Origin of the sequence: Thioclava sp. F34-6, from assembly GCF_002213235.1 — a bacterium.
GTDB classification, from domain to species: domain Bacteria; phylum Pseudomonadota; class Alphaproteobacteria; order Rhodobacterales; family Rhodobacteraceae; genus Thioclava; species Thioclava nitratireducens.
Genome location: NZ_NBOA01000007.1, coordinates 283769 through 308519, shown reverse-complemented (window position 1 = coordinate 308519; position 24751 = coordinate 283769). Strand labels below are relative to the sequence as shown.

Annotated in this window: 20 protein-coding genes and 1 riboswitch; of the genes, 10 read left to right on the top strand and 10 right to left on the bottom strand. The window is 64.3% G+C overall.

Going from position 1 to position 24751, the window contains the following annotated elements; translation table 11 throughout:
* Position 1 precedes the first annotated feature (1 nt).
* A riboswitch (TPP riboswitch) is annotated at positions 2-122 on the bottom strand.
* Positions 123-205: 83 nt separating this feature from the next.
* Positions 206-2572 (bottom strand): S8 family peptidase, encoded by a 2367-nt coding sequence (locus B6V72_RS16440; RefSeq protein ID WP_168173065.1) that lies wholly within the window; start codon positions 2570-2572, stop codon positions 206-208.
* A 433-nt stretch (positions 2573-3005) separates the two neighbouring features.
* Between B6V72_RS16440 and B6V72_RS16435 the strand changes: the two genes are divergently transcribed.
* From B6V72_RS16435 to B6V72_RS16420, 4 genes are all read left to right on the top strand, one after another.
* A complete protein-coding gene (locus tag B6V72_RS16435) occupies positions 3006-3653 on the top strand; it encodes a 5-formyltetrahydrofolate cyclo-ligase (protein WP_088736034.1) in 648 nt (215 codons plus the stop codon).
* Positions 3654-3830: 177 nt separating this feature from the next.
* The gene (locus tag B6V72_RS16430) at positions 3831-4256 is read left to right on the top strand and encodes a BLUF domain-containing protein (protein ID WP_157771545.1); all 426 of its coding nucleotides are present in this window, start codon (positions 3831-3833) and stop codon (positions 4254-4256) included.
* A gap of 334 nt (positions 4257-4590) precedes the next feature.
* Entirely contained in the window at positions 4591-5454 is an 864-nt protein-coding gene (gene yghU / locus B6V72_RS16425; protein ID WP_088736033.1) for a glutathione-dependent disulfide-bond oxidoreductase, read from the top strand.
* A gap of 241 nt (positions 5455-5695) precedes the next feature.
* Positions 5696-6250, top strand: a complete 555-nt coding sequence (locus tag B6V72_RS16420; RefSeq protein WP_240497745.1) for an exopolysaccharide biosynthesis protein — start codon at positions 5696-5698, stop codon at positions 6248-6250.
* Between the two features lie 62 nt (positions 6251-6312).
* On the opposite strand, the gene B6V72_RS16415 is transcribed toward B6V72_RS16420, so the two are convergent.
* The 3 genes from B6V72_RS16415 to B6V72_RS16405 all read right to left on the bottom strand — a co-directional run bounded on the left by B6V72_RS16415 (position 6313) and on the right by B6V72_RS16405 (position 11326).
* Positions 6313-7251, bottom strand: a complete 939-nt coding sequence (locus B6V72_RS16415; RefSeq protein ID WP_088736031.1) for a cation diffusion facilitator family transporter — start codon at positions 7249-7251, stop codon at positions 6313-6315.
* Between the two features lie 287 nt (positions 7252-7538).
* Positions 7539-9905 (bottom strand): Tex family protein, encoded by a 2367-nt coding sequence (locus B6V72_RS16410; RefSeq protein WP_088736030.1) that lies wholly within the window; start codon positions 9903-9905, stop codon positions 7539-7541.
* A 200-nt stretch (positions 9906-10105) separates the two neighbouring features.
* A complete protein-coding gene (locus tag B6V72_RS16405) occupies positions 10106-11326 on the bottom strand; it encodes a M20 family metallo-hydrolase (protein ID WP_088736029.1) in 1221 nt (406 codons plus the stop codon).
* 96 nt (positions 11327-11422) lie between these two features.
* Here B6V72_RS16405 and B6V72_RS16400 point away from each other — a divergent pair, with 96 nt between their 5' ends.
* The gene (locus B6V72_RS16400) at positions 11423-12178 is read left to right on the top strand and encodes an FCD domain-containing protein (protein WP_088736028.1); all 756 of its coding nucleotides are present in this window, start codon (positions 11423-11425) and stop codon (positions 12176-12178) included.
* A gap of 190 nt (positions 12179-12368) precedes the next feature.
* Here B6V72_RS16400 and B6V72_RS16395 read toward each other — a convergent pair whose 3' ends face one another.
* Positions 12369-13130, bottom strand: a complete 762-nt coding sequence (locus B6V72_RS16395; protein WP_276206177.1) for a DUF1028 domain-containing protein — start codon at positions 13128-13130, stop codon at positions 12369-12371.
* A 47-nt stretch (positions 13131-13177) separates the two neighbouring features.
* Here B6V72_RS16395 and B6V72_RS16390 point away from each other — a divergent pair, with 47 nt between their 5' ends.
* The 4 genes from B6V72_RS16390 (at position 13178) to B6V72_RS16375 (ending at position 18644) form a co-directional block, all read left to right on the top strand.
* Positions 13178-14767 carry an ABC transporter substrate-binding protein gene (locus B6V72_RS16390; protein ID WP_088736026.1) on the top strand — a complete coding sequence of 530 codons (1590 nt, stop codon included), beginning with the start codon at positions 13178-13180 and terminating at the stop codon, positions 14765-14767.
* Between the two features lie 78 nt (positions 14768-14845).
* Complete coding sequence (locus tag B6V72_RS16385; protein ID WP_075777258.1) at positions 14846-15793, top strand: ABC transporter permease; 948 nt, start codon at positions 14846-14848, stop codon at positions 15791-15793.
* Positions 15790-17676, top strand: a complete 1887-nt coding sequence (locus B6V72_RS16380; protein WP_088736025.1) for a dipeptide/oligopeptide/nickel ABC transporter permease/ATP-binding protein — start codon at positions 15790-15792, stop codon at positions 17674-17676. Before B6V72_RS16385 ends, B6V72_RS16380 begins: the two co-directional genes overlap by 4 nt.
* Positions 17673-18644 carry an oligopeptide/dipeptide ABC transporter ATP-binding protein gene (locus B6V72_RS16375; RefSeq protein WP_088736024.1) on the top strand — a complete coding sequence of 324 codons (972 nt, stop codon included), beginning with the start codon at positions 17673-17675 and terminating at the stop codon, positions 18642-18644. The genes B6V72_RS16380 and B6V72_RS16375 overlap by 4 nt, the downstream gene beginning before the upstream one ends.
* A gap of 2 nt (positions 18645-18646) precedes the next feature.
* Here B6V72_RS16375 and B6V72_RS16370 read toward each other — a convergent pair whose 3' ends face one another.
* From B6V72_RS16370 to B6V72_RS16355, 4 genes are all read right to left on the bottom strand, one after another.
* A complete protein-coding gene (locus B6V72_RS16370) occupies positions 18647-19735 on the bottom strand; it encodes a cellulase family glycosylhydrolase (RefSeq protein WP_088736023.1) in 1089 nt (362 codons plus the stop codon).
* Positions 19736-19810: 75 nt separating this feature from the next.
* Positions 19811-21097, bottom strand: a complete 1287-nt coding sequence (locus tag B6V72_RS16365) for an extracellular solute-binding protein (RefSeq protein WP_088736022.1) — start codon at positions 21095-21097, stop codon at positions 19811-19813.
* Between the two features lie 37 nt (positions 21098-21134).
* Positions 21135-21974: a carbohydrate ABC transporter permease gene (locus B6V72_RS16360; RefSeq protein WP_088736021.1), complete on the bottom strand. Its 840-nt coding sequence runs from the start codon at positions 21972-21974 to the stop codon at positions 21135-21137.
* The gene (locus B6V72_RS16355) at positions 21971-23074 is read right to left on the bottom strand and encodes a sugar ABC transporter permease (RefSeq protein WP_088736020.1); all 1104 of its coding nucleotides are present in this window, start codon (positions 23072-23074) and stop codon (positions 21971-21973) included. The genes B6V72_RS16360 and B6V72_RS16355 overlap by 4 nt, the downstream gene beginning before the upstream one ends.
* 152 nt (positions 23075-23226) lie before the next feature.
* Between B6V72_RS16355 and B6V72_RS16350 the strand changes: the two genes are divergently transcribed.
* Positions 23227-24228, top strand: coding sequence for a LacI family DNA-binding transcriptional regulator (locus B6V72_RS16350; RefSeq protein ID WP_168173064.1), 1002 nt, complete (start codon positions 23227-23229; stop codon positions 24226-24228).
* A 142-nt stretch (positions 24229-24370) separates the two neighbouring features.
* Here B6V72_RS16350 and B6V72_RS19535 read toward each other — a convergent pair whose 3' ends face one another.
* Complete coding sequence (locus B6V72_RS19535) at positions 24371-24721, bottom strand: formate dehydrogenase subunit delta (RefSeq protein ID WP_346394480.1); 351 nt, start codon at positions 24719-24721, stop codon at positions 24371-24373.
* Positions 24722-24751: the final 30 nt, after the last annotated feature.

The window sequence follows — 24751 nt, the reverse complement described above, 5'->3', positions numbered from 1 at the left end:
CCGGTCTGCTCGCCTAGCTTCCTACGCCAGTATCAACTGGGTCAGGTTCAAAGGGTCGCGTCACCGGGTTTTCACCCTGTCAGCCTCTCAGTCCCCTAAGCGGGACTCCCCTGCGTGATCCCGTTGTAGGAGCGAAGTGCGAACCTGGCAAGGCGCGTCCGCGTGACATCCGGCGGTCGTGATCGGCGCGCCCGGCGTCAGCGGTTCAAAAGCGCGCCGTCCATCCCAGCGAAACCCCCATCGCGGAACGCTTCCCGGGTTCGTAGACAAGCCCCGCGCCGAGACGACCGATCCCCGCCGTGCGCGAATAGCCGAACTGAAGGTCGGGCTGAGGTGCTGCGCTTTCGATATTCACCGAGGAGGTCGTCATCACCACCTTGTCGGAGCGCGCGTTTCCGACGGCGGCCCCGACGGCGGTCGGCACGCTCATCGTCATCTTGCCCGAGGCAAGCGAGATCGGCGTCGAAATCCCGACGGAGACACGATCATCGCCGGACAGAAACCCTGTCTTGCTCAGGCCCACGGCATAGGCGTTCGAGTGCAGCCCGCTGCCGGAGCGAAGCAAACCGTCTCCGGAGAAGTTCGAACTGCCATTGGCCGCGGTGAACGCGAGAGAGGTGCCGTCACCGAGGGCGACGTTCATGCCGAGCTGAACGAAGCGGGTATCGCTGGACAGGCCGCCACCGAACGCGCCGCCCACCGAGGTTCCCAGGAAGCCGCCGTCTTCATGCAGGCTGCCGACGGTCATCGAGAGCTTGCCAACGCCAAACCGGGCACTGAGCGAGCCGGCGATGTAATGCGAGGTGATATCTCCAGCCCCGCCGCCTGCCTGCGAAATCGACGCCGACAGCCCGTCGCCGAGGCCGATTTCGTAATGCAGCGCGGATGTGGCATCGAAAGATTTCAGGTATGGCGCGGCCATCGCGGCGCTGTCGACCCAGCCTGTTCCGGCAATCGCGGAACCGTCGCCGCGCGACAGTGACAAGGTGCCGGTGCCCGCGTTCAGATTGATCGCATCCGTCCGTCCCATCGCGAAGGCTTCCGTCGCGGCTCGGGCGGCGCTGGCATCCGCGTAATCCGCCACGAAGCTGCTGGTCGGCACATGATAGCCCCGATCAAAGGCATCGGTGACGATCATTCGCTGGTTGGAGAGCGTCGCGCGCAGCGCCCCGGCCACGCCGCGGCTTGCGTTGATCGCGCTTTGGGCGGCGGGCACGGAGGGGCCGTCGAGAGAGCTGGTCGTCTCGACCTTCAGCGTCCCGGCAGGTGCCTGTGCCTGCCGCAGATTGAGCTCTCCCCAGCCATAAACCGGGTCGATTCCGACCGCGCCGAGATCGGTCGCGCTGGTCTCGAGGATCTGCACGATTTGCTGACCTGTCAGCTCGGGGAATTCGCTCTTGAGCACCGCGACCGCGCCGGTGACATAGGGCGTCGCCATGGAAGTCCCGCTCATGTAGGCGTAATCGCCGCCGAGATCGCTCGGATAGGTCGAGAGGATGTTCACGCCCGGCGCCGCGAGGCAGTAATTCATCGCCTCGCCGCAGCGGTTGGAAAAGCTCGCGATCTGATGGTTGCTGTCGACGGCCACGACGCCGAGGATCGAGCCGTCCATTTCCGGGAAGTATTCCGGCAGGCCGGCCATCACGCTGGGATTGGCGCCGCCGTCGTTACCCGCAGCGAACACGCTGACCATGCCCGCTTTCGCGGCTGCATCGAGCGCGTCGATCGTGGCCGACCCGAGCTGCAGACGGATCTGGTCGGCGCTCGAAAACTGGTCGATCGTAAGCGTCTTGTCCGTGCTGTCCACATAGGACCAGCTGTTGTTCATCGAGGCGGCCCCGGCCTTGACCGACCGCGTGATCGCATCCGCATAGCTGCCCGCGCGAACCGAGCCTCCGACGCCTTTCAGGATCATCAAGTTGGACCCCCAGGCGATCCCCTCGATCCCCTGCCCGTTCTGCACACCGGCGATGATCCCGGCCACGTGCGTGCCGTGCCCGTCCGTGTCGGTGACATCGGAACTGTTGTCGAAATAGCTGTAGGAGAGGGCACCATCGATATTGTCGGCGAGATCGGGATGGGTCACATCCGCCCCGGTGTCGTAGACCGACACGAGTGTGCCGAACCCGTAGGCCCCTTCAGCATAACGATACGCCGCCTCGGTCTGAGCGAGACCGCCGCTCGCGTAATATTCCTTGGTCTCGAAGCTGCTGACGCCGCCGCCGGTCCCAAGACGCGGCGCAATGCCCGGCGATGGTGGCTGTGTGTCGCTCGCGCCTGAAGAACCCGAGGAACCGCCTCCGCCCGCCCCCGCAGCCGCGGCCAGCCCCACCGCACCGAGACCCAAGAGAAGCAGCATGCTGTTGGAGCCGGTCACCGTAGTGGAATTCGCGGCGATTCCCTGCGAAGAGATGTCGGCCGCGCCGGGCGCCGCGGGACGGTCCTGCACCAGCCCGTAGGAGACCGTCGCACGGCCCGCCAGCCGGATGCGCTCGCTGAGGTCCCGCGCATGGGCCGCGGTCACGACAAGCGACGTCAAAGCCGTCGCCGCCAGCAAATATCCGCCTTTCATCAAAAGCCCTTTCGCTGAAAATTCAGCCCGTTGAGAGGATATTCCGGTCATCTTTGCCGGCATGGGAGCTGCGTTCCTGTACGTCCCCACGCGCGTCGACAGCGCCTGTTTCCGGTGCCAATCCAACACGTCGGGATTTGTTGACGGCGATCTATCGCGCCACCGAGAACTCGTAAGGGGGGGCACTTTGAGGCGAACGAGGTGCCGACGATCCTTCGCCGAATGTCCCGATATCGCTTTCGCGAACGCCTTATGACCGAAATCGCGAAAGGGTGCCTGTCGGAAAAACGCCGAACACGAATAATTGAAGCCCGTCGCCAGTGGTCAGCAGGTCTGAACGGTGCCCTTCCGGCGCGGTCGCCGCGAGGCGTGCTTGAAAATCCGGCGCGCGGGTCCGACTATCGAGGGCGCAGCACGCAGGGATGGCTTGACGATGGAAGAGGACAGCGCCGGAGGCAGCCCCGCCTGCTTCGCCCATCTGCTGGTCGACGGACACCCCGTCGATCCCGAGACCGCCCGCGACGTGGCGCGGTTCAGACGGGCCGAGCGCGCGCGGCTGCTCAAGTTACGCACCCTGTGCGCGGACGATCGAGAGCGCGCGACCGCCTGCCTGATCGAAGGTCTCGACCGGATCGTCGCCCCCCGAGCGGGCCGGACCGTCGCCGTCTACTGGCCGATCAGGGGCGAGCCGGACCTGCGACCGTGGATGTGCAGGGTCCACGAGGCAGGGGCGCAGATCCTGTTGCCCGTCGTCACCGCGAAAGATGCGCCGCTGGAATTCCACACTTGGAGCCCGGACTGCCGGATGGCGCGCGGCATCTGGAACATCCTCGTGCCGGCTTCTGGCGAACCCAGACGCCCGGACGTTGTGATCGCGCCGCTCGTGGGTGTCGACGAGACCCTTCACCGCCTCGGCAACGGCGGCGGCTATTACGACCGGACGCTGGCACGGATCGAGACGCCGCCGCGGACCATCGGCGTTGGGTTTGCGGGCTGCCAACTGCCCACGATCTATCCGATGCCCTGGGACGTGCCGATGGACGAGGCGCTCTTGTCGGACGGGACGCACCTGAAGAGGTAGCGCGCTGAAGTATCTGCCTGTCAGGTGCACCCCCCCTCAACGTTCACCGATCGCCACGATCGGCAGCCCGCGACATTCAGTGCGTTCAGCGGGGACGTGCGCAGCCATGGCGCTTGACAGCGTCGGCGCGCGCGAGCATTCGGTCTAAAAAAATGAAAATGCCGGAGGGTTTGCATCTTGCAGTTGACCAGACTTGTCTATTCATCCAGGCACCGCGATCTGCAGCCTGAAACCGTCGACGATATCCTCGAGAAATCCCGCATCAATAATTTGCGTGATGGCATCACGGGCGCCCTGATCGTCAGTGATCGCAGTTTCATGCAACTTCTCGAGGGTGAGCGGGACGCGGTCGCAAAATGTCTGCTCCGCCTGCTGGGCGATCCTCGGCACGACGATATCCGTATCTTATGTGCAGGGGACGCGGAACATCGCCTTTTCGCGGAATGGAGCATGCACCTGATCCAGACGTCCGGGATAAAACGGGAGATCCTGAGCCGCTACGAAATCGACGGCAGCTTCGCACCGGAAAAGATGACACAAGCGGCCATTGAGGATCTCTGCAAGGTTCTCTCGAAAGACGACTGGGAAGAAATCGCCGCCTAGCAGGAAACGACCTCGCCGATCGTTCCGAAGATACCAGCCTTCGTTGAGGCGTCCGCCCTGCATCTCCAAAGGTTCGTCACGCCCCAGTGGGCGACATCCGCAGACCGGGGCCACCGCCCCGAGGAAGGTCATAGCGCCCGGATCACACGGATCTTCCCGGCTCTTTCCTTGGACAGCGCCAAAGTCCCGCTATGTCTACGAGGACTCTTCGAGGCGATGCGAAGGCGGAGAGACAGAAACGGGGCGCCGGTCGGAAGATCGTCGTGCCGATGGAATTGCGGCGTCCGGCTGTGCATTGCCGAGCCTGACGCACCAACAAGACGGAGATTTCAAGGTGAGTGATAGCGACGATTACGTGCCTCCCCGGGTATGGACTTGGTCTCAGGAAAGCGGCGGACGTTTCGCCAGCATCAACCGCCCCATTGCGGGGCCGACCCATGACAAGTCGCTGCCCGTGGGCGAGCATCCCTTCCAGCTCTATTCCCTCGCGACCCCCAACGGTCAGAAGGTGACGATCATGTTCGAGGAGCTTCTCGAACTTGGTCACGAGGACGCGGAATACGACGCCTGGCTGATTGATATCAGCAAGGGTGACCAGTTCAGCTCCGGCTTCGTCGAGATCAACCCGAACTCCAAGATCCCGGCCCTGATGGACCGCTCCGGTCCCGAGCCGATCCGGGTCTTCGAATCCGGTGCGATCCTGACCTATCTGGCCGAGAAATTCGGGGCGTTCCTGCCGACAGAGCCGGCCAAGCGCGCCGAGTGCCTGTCCTGGCTGTTCTGGCAGATGGGCAGCGGGCCCTATCTGGGCGGCGGTTTCGGGCATTTCTACGCCTATGCGCCGACCAAGATGGAATACCCGATCAACCGCTTCGCGATGGAGGTCAAACGCCAGCTCGACGTTCTCGACCGCCGCCTCGCCGAAACTGCCTATCTGGGGGGCGACGAGTACACCATCGCCGATATCGCGGTCTTCCCGTGGTATGGCGGGCTGGTGAAGGGATGGCTCTATGACGCGGCGGAGTTCCTGTCGGTGCATGAATACAAGAACGTGCTGCGTTGGGCCGACACGATTTTCGAGCGTCCTGCGGTGAAGCGGGGCCGGATGGTCAACCGCACGAACGGCGATCCGGCGGAACAACTCCACGAACGCCATTCCGCGCGCGACTTCGAGACGAAGACCCAAGACAAGGTCTGAGCGACCGACCCGTTTTGGATGATTTGGCCCCGGCGCAACTATCGCGCCGGGGCCTTTGGATGAAGCGATATGAACGCGATCGCGACGAAACCGACCGGCACGAGGCCTGTCTTCGGGAACACGCGGCCTCCGGACCTGTTGTTTCTGAATGAGCAAGAAGATCGAACCATCGGGAAGCCACGCGGACAGGTCCGCGGCGACCTCGAATGACGCTCAAGCGGGGCCCGAAGCTGTCCCGACAATGATCGAGCGGCTGCAGCGGCTCACCGAGGGGCAAGAAGCCATTACGCTCGGCGAACTGACCAGGGAAATCGGCTCGCAGGGCCATGCGCCGCTGCTGATGATCGCCGCGATCTTCATGATCCTGCCGGTCGGCATGATCCCCGGCATTGGCGGTGCGCTCGGGACTCTGGTCGCGCTTATCGGGTTCTACACGCTCCTCGGTCGAAACGGCATCTGGTTGCCGGGCTTCTTGGCCAAACGCGAGATCCCGGCGGACCGCGTTCGCAAGGCGGCCGAAAGACTGCGTCCGGCCGCTGACTGGCTGCGCAGGCATATGCATCGCAGATGGGAGTCCCTCGCCCGCGGCAACGTCTCGATCTCCGCGATCGCGGTGATCCTCATCGTGACCGGGGGATCCTTGCTTATCCTCGGGGCCATCCCGGTAACGGTTCCCTTGGTCGGGCTTCCGATCGCGGCGTTTTCGCTTGGGATTCTGGCGCGTGACGGGGTGATCGTGGCCGTCGGTTACGCATTGCTCCTGATCGCTGGCGGCGCCGTCTGGCTGATGCTCTGAGCCGCAATCGCACCACCAGTTCGGGCCAAGGATCGCTTGATCCGACCTCCCCCCACCTCCGCCTACACCACGTCCTCGGGCGCAAGGCGACAGGCCTTGGTGGGGTCTGTCTCGACTTGCAAGGTAGCGTGTCCGATCCCGTGATGTTCGTGCAGCTCATCGGCCGCGTTCAGCAGGAAAGCGTCATCGGGCCGACCCTCCGGCATCACCAGGTGGCAGGTAAGGGCCGTGTCCGTCGTGCTCAGCGCCCAGACGTGCAGATCGTGCAGGCTGGCGACGCCGGGCAGGTTCTCCAGCCGGGCCCGCACGTCCTCCAGATCGATCCCCGGAGGCACGGTATCCATCGCCAGCTTCACGCTGTCGCGCAGCAGGCCCCATGTGCCCACGAGGATCACCGCGGCGATCACCAAGCTGAAAACCGGGTCCAGCCATTGCCAGCCGAACCACATGATCAGCAGCGCCGCGACGATCACACCTGCGGTGACGGCGGCGTCGGCGGCCATGTGCAGGAAGGCGCCCTTGATGTTGAGGTCGCTGTTGCGGCCGCGCATGAACAGAAGGGCGGTGCCGGTGTTGACGATCAGCCCCACCACGGCGACCCAGAGGATGGTGTGGCTGCCCACGGGCTGCGGGTCGAGCAGGCGGCGAACGGCCTCCCAGACGATGGCGCCGACCGCGACCAGAAGGATGACCGCATTCGCCAGGGAGGCGAGGATCGGCGCGCGTTTGTAGCCATAGGTCTTGCGTCCCGAGGGCGGCTTGCGCTCCAGCCAGGTCGCGAACCAGGCGATGGCGAGGCCGAACACGTCCGACAGGTTATGCCCGGCATCGGCCAGCAGCGCGAGCGAGCCCGAGATCAGACCGAAGGCGGCCTCGAGACAGACGTAGAGCGTATTCAGTGCAATGCCGATGGCAAACGCCTTGCCGAATGTCGCCGGCGCATGAGAATGCCCCGGTCCGCCATGTCCATGGTCGTGGCTGTGACTGTGGTCGTGTGCCATGTCGGCGCGTGTTCCGGCGTTGCTGCTGAGCTCGTGGAAGCAACGACGGAAGGGGCCGAAGGTTCCTTGGCCTGGGTCCGGCCCCGTGGCGCATCGGGCGCGGAGCCATGGCAAAGGTTCGCATAGCCTGGTGGAGACGGCGAGCGAAGCCTCGCGATGACGCCACTTTGCGAAAGGCGTGCTGCAGGCGGAGGCTCCGTGGTCATTTCGTCCCGCGGAGCCTTCCGCGAGCATAGCATAGACCCGCGAGACAGCCGCGCCTCACGCCCTGCCCCGCCTGCCCGGATTCAGCGCCGGTTCATCGCATCGCGCAGCGCCGCGCCGAAGGCACCATTGCCGCTGTTTTTTGCTGGCGCCTTGCCTTGCCCCTTGCCGGCCCCTTTGCCACGGGGGCCTTGCGGGCCGGGTTTACCCCGATCCTGCCCCTTGTCTTGCCGCGCCGGGCCGTTGCCCCGCGCAGGAGCGCCGCCCTCGGATTGCTTGCGCATCGACAGGCCGATCCGTTTGCGCGGGATGTCGACCTCGGTCACGCGCACGCGCACCACGTCGCCCGCCTTCACCACCTCATGGGGATCCTTCACGAAACGATCTGCGAGCTGGCTGACATGCACCAGACCGTCCTGATGCACGCCGATATCCACGAAAGCGCCAAAGGCGGCCACGTTGGTGACGGTTCCCTCGAGGCTCATCCCCGGCTTGAGGTCTTTGATATCCTCGACCCCGTCGGTGAATTGCGCGGTCTTGAAGGTGGGGCGCGGATCGCGACCGGGTTTTTCCAGTTCCGCGAAGATATCGCGAATGGTGGGCAGGCCGAACTCGTCGGTCACGAACTGCTCTGCACGCAGGCCTTTCAACGCCGTCGGCTGGCCCATGATCTCGCGGATGTCGCGGCCGCAGCTTTGCACGATCTTGCGCGCGACCGCGTAGGCTTCGGGGTGGACGGACGAGGCATCGAGCGGCTCTTCGCCATCGCGGATACGCAGGAAGCCCGCGCATTGCTCGAAGGCTTTGGGGCCGAGCCCTGCCACCTCCATCAGCGCGCGGCGCGAGGGGAAGGCGCCATGCGCGTCGCGATGCGCGACGATGGCCTGAGCCAGCGCGGGACCAAGCCCCGCCACCTGCGCCAGAAGCGGCGCGGAGGCCATGTTCAGGTCCACTCCCACCGCGTTCACCGCATCCTCGACGACCGCCTCCAGCGCCTGCGACAGGCGGCGCTGATCCACGTCGTGCTGATATTGCCCGACGCCGATGCTCTGCGGTTCGATCTTCACCAGTTCCGCCAGCGGGTCCTGCAGGCGCCGCGCGATCGAGACCGCGCCGCGCAAGCTGACATCCAGATCGGGGAATTCGCGCGCGGCCAGTTCCGAAGCCGAATAGACCGACGCCCCGGCTTCCGAGACCACCACTTTCGTCGGTGCGCGCACACCCGGCGGCAGCAGCTTCAGGGTATCCGCGACCATCCGTTCGGTCTCGCGGCTGGCGGTGCCGTTGCCGATCGCGATCAGCTCGATCCCGTGGCGCTTGACCATGTCGATGATCTTCGCCTCGGCGCCGCGCAGGTCCATCTTCGGCTGGAACGGGTAGAGCGTCGCGGTCTCCAGAAGCTTGCCGGTCGCATCAACCACCGCCGCCTTCACCCCGGTGCGGATGCCCGGATCGAGGCCGAGCGTCGCGCGCGGACCGGCCGGGGCAGCCAGAAGCAGATCGTGCAGGTTGCGCGCGAAGACTTTGATCGCCTCGTCATGGGCGCGCTGACGCAGCTCACCCAGCAGATCCACATAGAGCGAAACCGAGAATTTCACCCGCCAGGCCCACCGCGCCACGTCGCGCAGCCACAGATCGCCCGGGCGTCCGGCCTGCGTGTCGAGGGTCGCTGCGATCTTGCCGATCGCGCGGTCTTCACCGGTCTCCGGATCGGGCGCGATCTCCATCGTCACGATCTCTTCCTTCGCGGCGCGCAGGATGGCAAGTGCCCGGTGGCCGGGAATGTCGGCCCATTTCTCGCGATGGTCGAAATAATCCGAGAACTTCGCGCCCGCCTCTTCCTTGCCCGGCACGACGCGCGCGGCGATGAAGGCCTCGGCGCGCATGAAATCGCGCAAATTGCCAAGCAGCTCGGCGTTTTCCGACAGTTCCTCGGTCAGGATGTCGCGCGCGCCGGTCAGGGCGTCCTTCACCGTCGGCACCGCCTCGGTCACGTATTCTTCCGCCAGCACTTCAGGCGCGGCGTTCCGGTCTTCCTGAATGGCGCGCAACAGCGGCTCCAACCCGTTCTCGCGCGCGATCATCGCCTTGGTGCGGCGCTTGGGCTTGAAGGGCAGGTAGATATCCTCGAGCGCCGCCTTGCTTTCGGCCCGCGCGATCGAGCGCGCCAGATCGTCGGTCAGCTTGCCCTGCTCGCGGATCGAGTTGAGGATCGTCTCGCGCCGCGCCTCCATCTCGCGCAGGTAACCCAGCCGCTCCGAGAGCGTTCGCAGCTGCGTATCGTCGAGCCCGCCCGTGACCTCCTTGCGGTAGCGAGCCACGAAGGGCACGGTCGCCCCGCCATCGAGAAGCCCGATCGCCGCGGTCACCTGCGCGGGCTGCGCCGCGATATCCGTGGCAATGGTCTGCGCGATGCGGGCTTGGACGGGGGCGGAATCGGTGTGGGCCAAGGCTGTCTCCTGAAAGTCGGGCCGCCAGCAATACCCGCCTCCTCGAGCGGGGAAAAGGGGCAAGGCCGGGGGCGGGCCGGATTGCGCTGGTCTGTTGACGGACGGATCGGTTCGATATTGGTGTTTGCAGGGAGATTGGCTGCGCCTCTTGTCGCGAAAGCTTTTCATCCGACGCAGTTAGCGTGGTTCGGGACTCCGTTTCAGGCCTTGAGACGAAAATCGGACAGGAAAGCGGCGAGCGCGGAGACCGCCTGCCCCATATCGCCGGCGCTCGCATATTCGGCCGGGTTATGGCTGATCCCGCCCTTGCAGCGCAAAAACAGCATCGCGATCGGGCAGAGATCGGCCATGGCGGAAGCGTCATGCGTGGCCCCCGAGGGCAGCTCCGGCGCGGCCTCTCCGGTCACGTTGCGCACAGCTGCGGCGAGCCCCTCTCGCAGCGCTGCATCGCAGGCTTGGGCGGGCTGCGCATAGGTCTTCTCGATCTCGATCTGCGTCGCCGTCGCCTTCGCGATCTGCGCGCAGAGCGGGCCAAGCGCCGCGCCCATTGCGGCACGGGCCGGGTCTTCGGCGGCGCGGATCTCGATGGTCAGATCGACCCGCGCGGGAATCGCGTTGACCACGTTGGGCGAGACATCGAGCTGCCCGACCGTCGCCCGGATACCGTGATCGCGCGCCATATCGTGCACGCCGCGCACCAGATCCGAGGCTGCCAGCAGCGCGTCGTGGCGCATCTCCATCGGCACGGTGCCCGCATGTCCCGCCTCGCCGGTGATCGTGACACGATGCCGCTCGATCCCGGAAATCGCGGTGACGACGCCGAGCGGCTTGTCTTCGCCCTCAAGCACCGGGCCCTGTTCGATATGCAACTCCACATAGCCCGCGACACTGACCGGATCGCGCGCCAGCGCCGCAGTGCCCTCCGGGTCTCCGCCAAAAGCCTCGAGCGCTGCGCCGAGGCTTACGCCCGTCTTGTCCACCATCGCGAAAACGGACGGGTCGAGCGTGCCGGCCAAGGCGCGCGGTCCGATCAGCGCGGTCGGGAAACGCACGCCTTCCTCATCAGCGAAGGCCAGCACTTCCACGGAAAACGGCAGAGCGCGATCGCCAATCGCCTCGAGCGCCAGGCATCCCAGCGCCACCCCCATGATCCCGTCGAACGCACCACCGGCACGCACGCTGTCCTGATGAGAGCCGATCAGCAGCGTGGGTGCCCCCTCAGGCCCTTCCCTCCGCCCGATCAGCGTGCCCGCCGCATCGAGCGTGACCTTGCAGCGCGCTTTCTGCATCCAATCCGTGATGATCTCCAGCGCCGCCTCGTGCTCGGGACCGAAAGGCAGCCGGGTCACGCCGGGACCGGGCTCGGAAACTTTCGCGATCGTCTCCAGCCGCTCTTGCGCTACTGCACCCCAATCCTGCATGGCACCACCTCTATTTATCATGATAAATAGTTGTCTACTCTTTTGATGTGAATTGGTCTAGGAGAAACGCCAGTGTGTTTCCCCAACAGAGATCCGATGCCCCGCAAGCCCGCCACCGAACCGAGACGCTCTCGCCCCGCCCGCGTCGCCGATCAGATCAAGGACTGGGTTGTCGCGCAGCGCCTGAAGAAGGGAGATCGCCTGCCTGGCGAGACGGAGATGATCGAACGGTTCGGCATGGCCAAGGGCACGATCCGCGAAGCGATGCGACTGCTGGAGGCCCAGGGACTGGTGACCACGCGCACCGGGCCGGGCGGCGGTTCCTTCGTGGGGGAAGTCAGCGAAGAACGCGCCAGAGCGCTTCTCGGCAACTACTTCTATTTCAAGGATCTCACCGTCGCGGATATCTACCAGATCCGCCGTGCGCTGGAGCCCGAGGTGGCGGCGAGTCTTGCCGGCAGGCTGTCCCCCGACGATCTGGCCGAGCTGGAAGCGCTGGTCGCGCGCTACGCCGTCCCTGCATCCACGCCCGAGGAAGAACGCGAGCAGCATGTGCAATCTCTGCAGTTCCACGCAGCGCTGGCGCGGCATTCAGACAATCCGCTCCTGTCCTTCCTGATCCGCTTCATGGCGCAGATCCTGTCGGACCTGACGGTCTACAAAAAGCTATACGCCCCGCCCAATCGCGAGCTTTGGGAGAGCGGGCGCAACCACCAGATCGCCCTGATCGGCGCCCTGCGCGAGGGCCGCGCCGAGGACGCCCGCAAGATCATGGCCGATCACATGGCCACCGCCCAGCGCTTCATGGAGGCGCAGGAGGCGGAGGTGATGAAACGGTTCATCGCCGAGTGACGCGGGTTTTCGCGCCGAGCGCCGAGCGCCGCGCCCGAGCCTCGGGTGGCCGCTTTGTAACGCGTGTCGCTTAGTGACTTTTTTCGCAAACCCTAAATGCGTTGATGCCTGCGCCGAGGCCGCCAATGCGCCCTTCCGGGGGGAGGGTTGGGCGCGGCTTGGGGCCGGTCGCCCCGCGCCAAGTTCCGACCTATTCCGTCCCGGTCTCGGGCAGCGGGAGGGGTTCGGGCTCAACCAGATCGGGGGCACGATAAGGGTCGTCGAGGGTCGGCACGACACGCGTCCAGCCGTGATAGGGCTCGGCCCGGGCGGCGGCGAGCAGGTCGGCCAGATCTTCGAGCGGTTTGGCGGAGCGGTCGATGCGCAGCGTCAGCGGCGTGACTGCACGCGAGGCAACCAGCAACGCTGCCGAGAGCAAGCCGCGACTGTCGCCCCCTGCCCGCGCGCCCGCGACGAGGGCCGCCATCAGCCGGTCGGGCATCGCGCCCTTCGTTGACAGGTAGGTATCGCGCACCGCGGCGATTACCGACCAATCGGCGAGCATATTGCCCGAGACCACCACGCCCCGCCCTTCCAGCGCGCCACAGATCGGAACGGACATTTCCCCGGTAAAATGGCCCGTGTTCCCGTGCAGATCGATCGCGGCCAGTTGGCGGTGGGCGCGTCCGGTATCCGGGTCCGTCACCTGGGCCACGGCGTCGCCGGCGGACATCCCTGTCTTCATCTTCTCCAGCACATCCTCGCCCCAGAGTGTCGATGGCGCGGTACCTTGGCTTGCCGACAATCCCGATTCGGCCCCGCCGCGCAGCACCCAGCCGCCGACGCACAGGCTGCCCGTCATGGCCGCCCCGCCAAAGGTGCCTGTTTTTTCGTCATATGCCAGAATTGATACCGTCACGGCGGAACTCCATTGATCTGCGCTCTTGCATTTATCATGATAATTTGCCCTCATGCAATCATCACCAATAAAAATCAGCCATGCTGAACAGGAGAGGTAACATGACGAAACTCACCCTTACGCGGCGCGGTCTTCTGATCTCGGGCGTGGCGACGGGCGTCCTGATGGGAACCGGTCTGCCCTCGATGGCGGCGACCCCGCCAGGCGTTCTGGTCGTAGGCCAGATCGCGGAACCCAAGGCGCTCGATCCGGCGGCGGTCACCGCTGTGAACGACTTCCGCATCCTGATGAATCTCTATGACGGGCTGGTGCGCTACAAATCCGGCACGCTCGAAGTCGAACCGGCCCTCGCCGAGAGCTGGGACATCTCCGACGATGGCAAGACCTACACGTTCCATCTGCGTCAGGGCGTGAAATTCCATGACGGCTCGGATTTCGACGCCGAGGCGGTGAAGTTCAACTTCGAGCGGATGCTCGACGAGAACCACCCCTATTACCACACCGGCCCCTTCCCGCTCGCTTTCTTCTTCTCGAGCGTGGACACGATCGACGCGAAAGACCCCCAAACCGTGGTGTTCACGCTGAAAGAGCCCTATGCGCCCTTCCTGTCGAACCTCGCCTATCCGACGGGGCTGATCGTCTCGCCGACGGCGGTGAAGAAATTCGACAAGGATTTCGGCCGCAACCCGGTCGGCACCGGACCCTTCACCTTCAAGGAATGGCGCCCCAACGAGGCCGTCGTGGTCGAGGGCAACCCCGACTACTGGGACACGCCCACCTCGCTCAAGGCGGTCATCTTCCGCCCGATCACGGATGCCAATACCCGCGTGGCCGAGATGCTGGCGGGCGGGATCGACCTGATGGTCGAGGTGCCGCCCGTGGCGCTCAAGGAGTTCCAGAACGACAAGTATCACCTTGTCGAGCAGGCGGGGCCGCATCTGTGGTTCCTGATCCTCGATTGCGCCAAGGGGCCATTCAAGGACAAGAAGGCCCGTCAGGCCGCGAACTACGCGATCAACAAGGAAGCGATCGTCAACGACGTGCTCGAAGGCACGGCGACGGTCGCCAACGGCCCGACGCCCGCCGCCTTCGCCTGGGCGCATGACGACAGCCTCGACCCCTATCCCTACGATCCGGAGAAAGCCAAGGCGCTTCTGAAAGAGGCTGGCGTGGCCGAGGGCACGGAAGTGACCTTCTACGTCACCGATGGCGGCTCGGGGATGCTCGACCCGGTGGCGATGGGCACCGCGATCCAGGCCGACCTGAAAGCGGTTGGGCTGAACGCAAAGATCGAGACCTTCGAGTGGAACACCTTCCTAGGCAAGGTGAACCCGGGGCTCGACTCGAACGGGCAACATGTCGACATGGCCGAGATGGCATGGATGACGAACGACCCCGACACCCTGCCCTATCTTGCGCTGCGCACCGATGCCTGGCCCGACAAGGGAGGGTTCAACTCGGGCTATTACTCGAACCCCGAGGTCGACAAGCTGCTCGAAGAGGCGCGCACCGCGACCGATCAGTCCAAGCGCGCCGAGCTCTACAAGAAGATGCAGCAGATCGTGCATGACGACGCGCCTTGGGTCTTCGTAGCGAACTGGAAGCAGAACGCGGTGACCAACGACAAAGTGTCGGACTTCACGCTGCAGCCCTCGTTCTTCCTGCTCCTCAAGGACGTGAAGAAGGCCTGATCTTTCCGGGGTGCGCGGGCCACGACAGGCCCGCGCACCCCTTTTTCCATCCTTTGCGCGTCACCCAAAGGGAGACCAATGGGCAGCTATATCCTCAAACGGCTCTTGCTGGCGGTGCCGGTGATCCTCGGGATCACGGTGATCGTTTTCCTGATCATGGCGATGATCCCGGGCGACCCGGCCACCGCGATCCTTGGAAGCTATGCCACCCCCGAGAACGTGGCGCGGCTGAACCGCGATCTGGGCCTCGATCAGCCCTTGGTGGCGCGCTATTTCATCTGGCTGGGGAACATGCTTCACGGCGATTTCGGGCAGAGCTTCTCGCTCAACCGTCCCGTCATCGACGAGGTGCTGGAGCGGTTCAACAACACGCTGATCCTTGCGGGCACCTCCTTCGTTCTATGCACGGTTTTCGGCATTCTCGCAGGCGTAATTTCGGCCGCGCGTCAGTATGGGTTCGCAGACAAGGCAATCACCTTCGTGGTGCTTCTGGGCATCTCGATCCCGTCCTTCTTCCTCGGAATGATGATGATCCTGATCTTCGCGGTGGACCTGCAATGGCTGCCGGTCTCGGGGATGTATGCGATCTATGGCGGCGGCGACCTGCCCGACCTGATCCATCATCTCACGATGCCCGCGCTGGCACTTGCGGTAGTGGCGACCGGCGTGGTGGCGCGGCTGTCGCGCTCGGCCATGCTGGAGGTGCTGCGGCAGGATTTCATCCGCACCGCGCGCGCCAAGGGTGTGAAAGAGGGCCGCGTGATCTGGGGCCATGCGCTCCGTGCGGCGATGGTCTCGATCATTCCGGTGCTGGGCATTCAGGCGGGCTTCGTGCTGTCGGGCGCGGTCTATATCGAGATCGTCTTCCAGTGGCCCGGCATTGGGCGGATGCTGGTCGATGCGATCTTGCAGCGTGACATCCTGCTCGTCCAAGGCGGCGTCGTCTTCGTCGCCAGCTGCTATGTCATTTTCAACATCATCGTCGATGTCGCCCAGAGCCTTCTCGACCCGAGGATCAAGACATGAGCGCGTTCTTCAAACTTCTCGCGCGCAACCGTCTGGCGCTGGGGGGGCTGATCGTGATGGGACTGGTGGTTCTGATGGCGCTGATCACGCCGCTGCTGCCGCTCGCCGATCCGGATGCGACGAACACCGCGAACCGCTTCCTGCCGCCGTTTTCCGAGGGCGCGTTTCTGGGCACGGATGCATTGGGGCGCGATCTGCTCTCTCGGCTTCTCTGGGGCACGCGGCTGTCGCTGGCCGTGGGCTTTGCCGCCGCGCTTTTCGCGGCCGTCGCGGGCGCTGCGGTCGGCATCATCGCGGGCTTCTATGGCGGGCGGACCGACAACATCATCATGCGCGCCGTCGATATGCTGATGGCGTTCCCGTATATCCTGCTGGCGCTGGCGATCGTGGCCGCTCTCGGCCCCGGCCTCGTGAATGCGTTGATCGCGGTGGCGGTGGTCAATATCCCCTTCTTTGCGCGCAACATCCGCGGCATCACCGTGGGCCTCGCACATAAGGAATTCGTCGATGCGGCGAAGCTCGCGGGCATGTCCAATGCGCGCATCATCACCTCGGAGATTCTGCCCAACGTGGTGCCCGTCATCGTGATCGCGATGTCCACAACGATCGGCTGGATGATCCTCGAGACCGCCGGCCTGAGCTTCCTCGGCCTCGGCTCGCAGCCGCCGCAGGCCGATCTCGGGAGCATGCTGGGCGAGGCGCGCTCGGCACTGATTACCAACCCGCATACCTCGGTCATTCCCGGCCTCATGATCCTGATCATCGTGATGAGCATCAACCTGCTGGGCGACGGCGTGCGCGACGCGCTCGACCCGCGGCTGAAATCGGGCGCGCTGAGCCGTCCGATGGCCGCGACCCGCGTTGAACGCAAGGACCGTCCTGCGCCCGAACAGCCGACCGACGGCATCCTGAGCCTTGAGGACCTGCACACCCAGTTCCACGTGAAGGACCGCATCTACAAGGCTGTCTCGGGCGTCTCGCTTTCGGTCAAACCTGGCGAATGTCTCGGGGTGATCGGCGAGAGCGGCTCGGGGAAATCGGTGACGGCACTGTCGATCATGGGGCTCGTGGCGTCACCGCCCGGCGTCATCACCGGGGGCGCTGCACGCCTTGAAGGCCGCGACATGATCGGCGCGCGCTATGGCGATCTGCGAAGTCTACGCGGTCGCCGCGTCGCCTATATCTTCCAGGACCCGCTGGCGACGCTCCACCCGCTCTACAAAGTTGGCGATCAACTGGTGGAAGCGATCTCGTGCCATCACCCGATCTCGAAATCCGAAGGGCGCGAAAAGGCGATCGAACTCCTGAAATCCGTGCGCATCCCCAATGCGGAGAGCCGCGTGGACAGCTACCCGCATGAGATGTCGGGCGGCATGCGTCAGCGCGTCGGCATCGCGATGGCGCTGGCCAACGACCCGGACGTGATCATCGCGGACGAGCCCACCACCGCGCTCGACGTGACGGTGCAGGCGCAGATCCTTTCGCTGCTCGACGATCTGCGGCGGGAACGCGGGCTCGCGATCATCTTCATTACTCATGATTTCGGCGTGGTGGCCCAGCTGTGCGACCGCGTGGCGGTGATGTATGCGGGCCGGATCGTCGAGGAAGGACCGACGATGGAGATCCTGCGCGCGCCCGCCCACCCCTACACGTCGCGCCTGATCGCCTGCGTGCCTGAACTGGGCGAGGGCAAACGCAAGCTCGAGGCGATCCCTGGCCTGCCGCCTTCGGTTGACAATCTGCCGGCAGGCTGTGCCTTTGCGGATCGCTGTCTGAAGGCGCAACCAGCCTGCAAAGAAGGCGAGATACCGCTCGAGGGGACCGGATCGCGCACCGTGCGCTGCCTCTATCCCGAGCCCAGTTTCGCGGAGGAGACCGCATGAGCATCGCCCTGCAGATCACGGACCTGTCGAAGACCTTCCCCGTCGGCAAGAAGCTGTTCGGCGGCACGAAAGGAGCCGTGAAAGCGGTCCACCCGATGACGCTGAGCGTGCAGACTGGCGAGACGCTCGGCATCGTGGGCGAGTCCGGCTGCGGCAAGTCCACGCTGGCGCGGATGTTGGTGGGCCTCCTGCCGCCGACCACCGGCACGATCGAAATCGAGGGCTCGGCCCTCGACAACGCGGACCCGGCCGAATTCGGCAAGCGCATCCAATATGTATTTCAGGACCCAATCAGCAGCCTCAACCCGCGCAAGACGATCCGGCAGATCATGGATGCGCCGCTGAAGCTGTTGCACGGAATGGACCGCGCCGCGCGCGAGAAACGTATTCTCGAGATTTTCGACAGCGTGAACCTGCGCGCCGATTTCCTCGATCGGTATCCGCATGAATTCTCCGGCGGTCAGGCGCAGCGCATCGGCATCGCACGCGCGCTTGCAGCGCAGGCCCGTATCCTGATCCTCGATGAACCCGTCTCCGCGCTCGATGTCTCGGTGCAGGCGCAGGTGCTGAACCTGCTGGCCGATCTGAAACGCGAATTCGGACTGACCTACCTGTTCATCAGCCACGATCTGGCAGTGGTCGAGGCGGTCAGCGACCGGATCGCGGTTCTCTATTTTGGCTCGGTGGTCGAGGAAGGCAGGGCCGAGGAGATTTTCGCCCATCCGCGCCACCCCTACACGAAGCTGCTGGCGGAAAGTGCGCCCGTAGTCGGTCGCGCGTTATCGGACCCGGAGCAGGGCCAAGCGGAACTGCCGAACCCGCTCAATCCGCCGAAGGGCTGCGCCTTCGCAAAACGCTGTCCTTATGCGAGCGAGCAATGCCTCGGCGCTCCCCCGCCCCTGACCGAAATGGGCGCCGATCAGAGGGTCGCCTGCTATCACCCCCTGCCGCCACCCGGGCACCTCTGACATTACCCTGATCGGGTGGCGGCGTTGATTTCCAGAATTTCCGCAGGCGAGTAGGGCTGTCCAGTCTGGTCCACGAGGTCGTGGAACCAAGCGCCGTCCTCGCCGATCTTGGTCGCGCCTGACACACCGTCGGGCCAAGGCAGCCAGGTTTGACTGCGCCCGCGCACGAAGCCCCATTGCAGCGCTCCGACGCCGGTTTCGCGAAACAGCGGGATCTGCTCGGCGATCGTGCTGTCGAGGCTGCGTGCCATCCATTCAGTGCAGATCAAGGGCCGCTTCAGCGCGCTGAGCGCCGCGATCGTCGCCTCCATTCTCGCGCGCGGCACATAGGCGTGGAAGGTCACGACATCGGAGAGCGCGAGCGCGGTTCGGTCAATCTCCGTCGCGTAGGATGTGCCCTCTCCAGGCACCGACCACGCGGCCACGGTAAGCGGCTGGCTCGGGGCGCACTCCCGCGCCCAGGCGAAGCAATCACGCATCAGCGACAGGCTCGCTTCCTCAAGCCTTTCTGGGTAGCTCTCATAGCGACCGGAGCGAAAAATCATCCGGTTTCCCGGCTCGTTATAGAGATCCCACAAGATGACGCGGGAATCTGCGCGGAACCGCATGACGATCGCGCGCAGATAGGTTTCCAGCTCGGGCCGACGGGACGGATCCTCGACGATCGCTCTGCCGGGGCTACCCACGGCGCGACTGTTATGGACGGCGGGCACGGGGTCGGGCTGTGGCCCGGGCGTGGCCGGCTCGCCAGAGAATTCGCAATCGTCGAACGGGCAGAGGATGACGCCAAGACCGTGCGAAGCCGCGATGGCCAGAAAGCGGTCCACCCGGTCGAGCAGCCCGGTCCCCTCGGCCTGCCAGACGACGAAGGGCAGGTTGACGCGCACGACGTTGAACCCGATCTCGCGCGCCCAGCCCAGTTCGCGTTCGATGACCTCGGGGGCGAAATCCGCGCCGCGCCAGAACTCGACGAAGTTGACCGCGACGCTCGGCAGGTAGTTGAAGCCACAAAGCCATCCGATCTCGCGGCGCCATGCCCAGGCGCGTTCAACGCTCCACCGGTCTGCCTGCTCAAGCCTGTCGTCTTTCATCATATCCTCATGGGGCTGGGAGGTCCGGAGGCGTGCCGGTCGGACGCCTCCGGGGGTGACTGCGAACGCAGCCGGTTACTGGTCGAGGATGTCCTGCACCTCGTTCTGCGCTTCGGCGAGGGCCTTCTTCGGGTCCTTTCCGGTCAGCCAGATCGATTGCAGGTTGCGGTTCAGCGCGTCCTGAATCTTGCTGTATTCCGGCGACGCCGGCGTATCGCGCGCGATCTTCTCGGTGCCCACGTATTCGGCACGGTGCGGCAGATCGCGATAGGCCTTACTCTCGAGCACCGACTTACGCACCGCCATGTGGCCCGTGCGCGCCCAATCCGCGTCGTGATTGTAGATGAAGGCTGCGACCTTCAGCGCGGCCTTGTATTTCTCGGGGTTCCGATCCTTCAGCGTCGAGGGGATCGCCCAGGTGTGGTTGTCAGCCCAGGTGGCGGGCTGGTCGAAGAGCTGCGGGAAATCGGAGACGTAGTAGTCCTTCAGCCCGGTATCGGGGTTCTCCGCCTGCTTCGTATATTCGTTGACCACCCAAGTGCCGTTGACCAGCACCGCCGCATTGCCATTGAGGAATTCCTGCTGGCTGTCGGCATAGTTCAGCTTGGGGTTGGCATAGCCGCCATCGAAGAGCTGGGTGATCGCCTTGACCGCGTTGAGGGCCTCGGGCGTATCGATCGTCGCAGTATCGCCGTCGAAAATGTTCGAGCCCTGCTGCCAGATCAGAGACAGGACCAGCCGCACACCGATCGGGAATTGCGAGAAATCGGCGGCGAGATAGTCCTTGCCGGTCGCTTCCTTCACCTTCCTGGCTTGGGCGAGCAGTTCCTCGGGGCTGTGGGGAAGGATCGGCTTGCCGTCCTTCACGAGGCCCGCCTTCTTCATGATGTCCATGTTCACGTGCCAGAGATTGGCGTGGAAATCCATCGGCACGGCGACGATCTTGCCGTCATATGTCACGGCCTTTTTCGCCCCCTCGGTCCAGTCGGACGTGTCGATGCCCGCGGCTTCGAGGTCCGGCCCGATATCGGCCAGAGCGCCCAGCGAGGCGAATTCGGGGATCGAGGAGCGGTGAATGACGAAGATATCGGGCGGATCGCCCGCCGCGAACATCGCCTTCACGTGGTCGTAGTAATTTCCCCAATCGGTCGGCAGGGTCTTCACCGTCACATCGGGAATTTCCTGGCTCGCCGCATTGATGATCGACTGGATGATGCAGGCTTCGCCGACGCTGGTATGCGTGTCGGTTCCCGCATCCTCGCAGGCGCCGAAGAACCGCGCGAGATTGACGGTGACGGGCTCGGCCGCAGCCGGGCTTGCCAGCCCCGCCGCAAGCGCCAGGCCCAGAGCAAGATGTTTCATGATTTCCTCCCGTTTGAATGGGGCAAGCGCGCCCCGGTTATCCCTTGCTTCCGCCTACGGTCATCGCTTGCACGACGTAGCGCTGGAAGATCAGGAAAAGGACGACGACCGGAAGCGAGGCGATCACACCCGAGGCCATCACGCGGCCCAGCCCTTCCGATTGCGCGAAGTTCGATTGCAGGCTCGCAAGGCCCAGCGTGATGGTGAACATCTCCTTGTGGCTCGCCGAAACCAGCGGCCAGAGATAGTCGTTCCACGCGTAGAGAAACGTCAGGATCGCGAGCGTCATCATCGCGGGCCGCGCGAGGGGCAGCATCACGAACCAGAAGATTTGGAACGGCCCTACCCCGTCGATGCGCGCAGCATCCTCGATATCCTTCGGCGCGGCCTTGAAGAACTGCATCATCAGAAAGACGCCGATGGGCACTGCCACCCGCGGCAGGATCAGCGCGCCATAGCTGTTGTGCCAACCGAAATTGGCAAACATCGTATAGAGCGGAATGAAGATCGCCTGTTCCGGCACCATCAGACCGAGCAGGATGAAGATGGTGATGGCCGTCTTGAACCGAAATTGGAGCCGTGCGAGCGCATAACCTGCAGTCGTCGAGACGGCGAGCACCGCGAAGGTCATGCCCCCCGCCACGACGATCGAATTGAGAAACCAACGCGGCGTATCCCCGAAGGAAAAGAGCTTCGCGTAATTGTCCCACGTGAAGGGGATCGGAAGCATCCCCAGCCAGGTCGAAGCGGTGGTTCGCGCCAGAACCTCGTTCGGCTGGAACGAGAGCGATACCATCCAGAGCGTCGGCACGAGCCAGATAAAGGCGGGAACGGCGAGCGCTATGCAAAGCCAGTAATAGCTACGTTTCGACGTCATTCGCTTTTCTCCCGACCGATGAGGAACTGGATCACGGCGAAGACGCTCATGATCGCGAAGAGAAAGACCGCCATGGCCGAGGCGCGCCCGATCTCGCTGTCGCGGAAAGCCGACTGGTAGATGTAGCGCACCAGCACCTGCGTGCGGTCATCCGGGCCGCCCTGCGTCATCAGGTGCGACTGCCCGAAGACCTGGAAATGCAGGATGATCTGCAAGACGACGACGAGCGTGATGGTCCGTTTGAGGTTCGGCAGGGTGATGAACCAGAACGATTTCCATCCTCGCGCATTGTCGAGGGCCGCCGCCTCGTAGATTTCGCGGTTGATGTCCTGCATCCCGGCGAGGAACAGGATCATGGCGATGCCGAGCGACCACCAGATCGTCGTGACCACGATCGCCAGCATCGCGAAATGCGGATCCGTGAGCCAGCTGACCGGAGACCCGCCGAATACCTGGATCACGTTGTCGATCAGCCCCTGCGTAGGTGAGAACATGATCTGCCAGATCAGGGTTACGACCGTCACCGAGAGAACCTGGCTCAGGAAGAACAAGGTGCGGAACACGGCCATCATCCGGGTCTCGCGATTGAGCGCTGCCGCCAGCAGAAGCGCCGCAATCGTGGTGCCGGGGGCTGCGAGCGCCACGAACAGCACCGTGTTGCCAACGGTCGGCCAGAACCTGCGATCGAACCAGCGACCGCCTTCACCGGGCGTGAAGCCGAGGAGGAGAAAGATGAGTAGCGCCGCGATCGCGATCGGGATCGCGCTGCGGCCACTCAAACGACCCGCCCGGTGAAGTCCAAACACACCGGCCAGAACGGCAAGCGCGAGAAGCTGAATGAGGGGGTGCGAGACCGGCCCCCAGGTGATGTTTCGTCCCCACAGCATGTGAACGTAATTGTGCAGCCCGACCCATTTCGCCGCCGCGGGGTTCATCGCCACCGCGAGGAGGTTCCAGTCATGCAGGCTGATCCAGACGCCTTTGAAGAAAGGGTAGACGAGAAAGGCGCAATAGGTGGCGAGAAATGGGGCCAGAAGCGCCCATGCCGCCTGCTGCTGCGAGAGCGTCCTTTTGCGTTTCCCGATCGTTTGCCGTGCCATGCGCCTCCTCCCAAAGCTCGCATTAGCCCTTGTGCTAATAATATTAGCAATGTCAGATAGAGACCGTCGCCTGTCAACAAATTTTCCTCGGACCCTGGATTTCCCCGATGCAAGAGCCTGAAAAGAAAAAGCAAAAAAAAGCGAAAGTGACGATGAAAGACGTGGCTCTCGCAGCCGGGGTATCGCAATCGACGGTATCGTTCGTGCTGAACGGGCAGGAAGACATGCGGATCGGCAAGGAGACTCGGGATCGGGTTCTCAAGGCCGCCGAGACATTGGATTACCGATACCGTTCTGCCGGGCGCCCGCCGTCGCGCAGCCGCCCGACGACTTACGGCTTCATGATCGACGAAATCGCGACGAGCCCCTTCGCGTCCATCTCCATCGAGGCGTTCCAGGAGCAGGCCTGGTCCGACGGCGCGCTTGTCGAGATCGCAATGACCGGTGGCGATCCGGGCTACGAGCAGCAGGTCCTGCAGAAATGGCAACGCGACGGGATCGACGGGGTGGTCTATGCCTCGATCCTGACGCGCGAGGTGTCACCACATCTCGCGCTTCGCAAGCATCGCGCTGTGCTGCTCAATTGCCATGACAAGGAAGGCCTGTTCCGCGCGGTGGTGCCTGCGGAGCGGCGCGGCGGCCACGCCGCGACCATGGCCCTGATCGGCGAGGGCTATCGACGGATCGCCTTCATCGCGGGTGAAGCCTGGATGGAGGCGTCCGAGCAGCGTCAGGAGGGTTTCATCCGCGCGATGCGCGAAAGCGGTCTGGAGCCTGAACCTGAGTTGATCCGACAGGGGAATTTCATGCCGAGCGGCGGCTACCGCGAAACCCGCGAGCTGCTCTCCCTCGATGCGCCCCCCGAGGCGATTTTCTGCGCCAACGACCTGACCGCGCTCGGGTGTTACGAAGCGCTGAAGGAACACGGCGTGCGCGTCGGAGCGGATATCGCCGTGGTCGGCTACGACGACCAGGAGATTGCGCAGCACCTCTCGCCCGCGCTCTCGACGGTGCTTCTTCCGCATGGCGAGATGGGACGATGGTGCGCCCGGCAGCTGCGGGCGAAATCGACCCTGCTTCCGCCCGTCGAGCGCATGGCCTGTCCTTTCGTTGCGCGGCAGTCGCATTTGAGAGCGCCACTTACGACCGATTAAAGCCTCGCTTCGGCTGGCATCACGCTTCCATGGAGCCTTCACTCCGGTCTGACCCTCTCGGACGGAGCCAAATCAAAGGTGTTTCCGGCGTCCGCCGAGCCGGTGCAGGCCGGCTTTCGACGAAGACGCCATTCATGACCTTTCAGACCAGTGGAACCGCTTTCAAGACGATGTCGTCCAGCCCCTCTCCGCTGGCGGCTGCATAGTCCCGCAACTGCGCGCGCATGCGCGGCTCCCAGAAGTCGGTGATGTGCGCGGCAACTTTGGCGGGGGCATCGTCGCCCGGCTGGGTCTTGAAGAAGGTGGCGATCTGGTTCGCCATGCGGATCATCTTGTCAGGCGACATTTGCAGCCTCTTCATTGATACGATTTGGATGGGAATAAAGGCCAGCCACCGGCCGCGGGTGAACGCGGCAAGTGTGATCCCAGCCCGCTCGACAGAGAGCTGGGAGCTGATTGCAACCGCGCCGTGGCCCGCCTGGATCAGCGCCACTTTGCGCGGGCGCCCGGCCCGGCGCCCCGG